At 42.2% G+C, this 1730-nt stretch carries 3 protein-coding genes; all 3 read left to right on the top strand.

Annotation, left to right across the window (positions count from 1 at the left end; all coding sequences use genetic code 11):
- A partial coding sequence (locus A194_RS19000) for a bifunctional 5,10-methylenetetrahydrofolate dehydrogenase/5,10-methenyltetrahydrofolate cyclohydrolase (RefSeq protein WP_017187816.1) occupies positions 1 to 655 on the top strand: 655 nt, incomplete at its 5' end.
- Positions 656 to 819: 164 nt separating this feature from the next.
- Positions 820 to 1257 carry a 50S ribosomal protein L13 gene (rplM, locus tag A194_RS0116150; RefSeq protein ID WP_017187815.1) on the top strand — a complete coding sequence of 146 codons (438 nt, stop codon included), beginning with the start codon at positions 820 to 822 and terminating at the stop codon, positions 1255 to 1257.
- An 18-nt stretch (positions 1258 to 1275) separates the two neighbouring features.
- Positions 1276 to 1668: a 30S ribosomal protein S9 gene (rpsI, locus tag A194_RS0116145; protein ID WP_017187814.1), complete on the top strand. Its 393-nt coding sequence runs from the start codon at positions 1276 to 1278 to the stop codon at positions 1666 to 1668.
- The last annotated feature ends 62 nt before the right edge of the window (positions 1669 to 1730 follow it).

Raw genomic sequence — 1730 nt, 5'->3', positions numbered from 1 at the left:
CCGACTAGAAACGACGACTGAAGAATTGTTACAAACGATTAAGCAACTAAATGAAGACGAGACAGTGCACGGCATTTTGCTACAACACCCGGTGCCAAGTCATATCGAAGAACGAAAAGCGTTTGATACCATTGCGCTAGAAAAAGACGTAGACGGTGTAACGAGTCATGGGTTTGGATCAACAGCATTTCAACTGAATGCTTATCCGTGCTGTACGCCAGCAGCGATTATGGAAATGATTGATTTTTATAATATAGATGTTGAAGGTAAACATGCTGTTGTAATCGGCCGTAGCCCTATTTTAGGTAAGCCAGTTTCCATGATGCTTTTAAATCGTAATGCAACCGTTACAATTAGTCATTCAAGAACCGAAAACTTAGAACAAATGGTGAGTCAGGCAGATATCGTTGTGGCAGCAGTAGGAAAGCCTGAGTTTGTTAAAGGTGAATGGTTAAAAGAAGGTGCGGTTGTGTTAGATGCAGGATATAACAAAGGGAATATTGGTGACTGTGAATACGAAACGTGTTATAATCGAGCAAGTGCGATCACACCAGTACCAGGTGGTGTCGGACCAGTCACGATCGCGATGCTACTTCGGAACACTGTTTTAGCCGCACAGCAAGAAGCGATGATGCGAGAAGTTAGTCATACTTAAAAAAATGACTGATTTTGTAATAAAAAACGCAATATAGCTTGACATCAATGCCATAGATATTATAATATATTCTATGGCATTTTATCATTACCACGTAATAGCCCCGGAAACTATTCGTGATGAGATAAAACGATACGAAACGGATTTCTTAGGAGGGAAACGCAATGCGCCAAACATTTATGGCAAACGAAAGTAACGTTGAACGTAAATGGTATGTAGTGGACGCGGAAGGCCAAACTCTTGGTCGCCTAGCTACTGAAGTTGCGACATTACTTCGTGGTAAGCATAAGCCGAGCTACACACCACACGTTGATACAGGTGACAATGTCATCATTATTAATGCAGAAAAGATAGAATTAACTGGTAAAAAGTTAACTGATAAAATGTATTACCGTCACTCAAATCACCCAGGTGGTTTGAAGGAGCGTACAGCAGAAGAAATGCGTACGAATTATCCAGAAAAAATGCTTGAGCAAGCAGTAAAAGGTATGCTACCTAAAAATAAATTAGGTCGTAAGATGGGCACAAAGCTACACGTATACCGTGGCGCTGATCACAAGCATCATGCACAAAAACCAGAAGTTTACGAGCTTCGTGGATAATTAAGGAGGGTAATCTAAGTGGCACAAGTACAATATTACGGCACAGGCCGTCGCAAAAGCTCTGTAGCACGTGTACGACTAGTACCTGGTAACGGTAAAGTCGTTGTAAATAAAGTAGACGCAGAAGACTACTTCCCACACGAAACACTACGTCGTGTAATTAACCAACCATTAGACGTTACAGAAAACACTGGTAACTATGATCTTCATATCAACGTTGATGGTGGTGGATTCTCAGGTCAAGCAGGTGCAATCCGTTTAGGCGTTGCACGCGCACTATTAGAAGCGGACCCAGAGTACCGCTTACCATTAAAGCGCGCTGGCTTACTAACGCGTGACGCTCGTGCGAAAGAACGTAAGAAATACGGTCTTAAAGGCGCTCGTCGTGCACCACAGTTCTCGAAGCGTTAATATACCTTATATACAAAGGTTCAACCTCTCTGTCATATGGCAGAGAGGTTTTTTAGGCTCTA

It is taken from the genome of Alkalibacillus haloalkaliphilus C5 (assembly GCF_000269905.1).
Lineage (GTDB): Bacteria > Bacillota > Bacilli > Bacillales > Alkalibacillaceae > Alkalibacillus > Alkalibacillus haloalkaliphilus_A.
The sequence above is the reverse complement of the archived record's forward strand: the minus strand, read 5'-3'. Positions and strand labels throughout refer to the sequence as shown.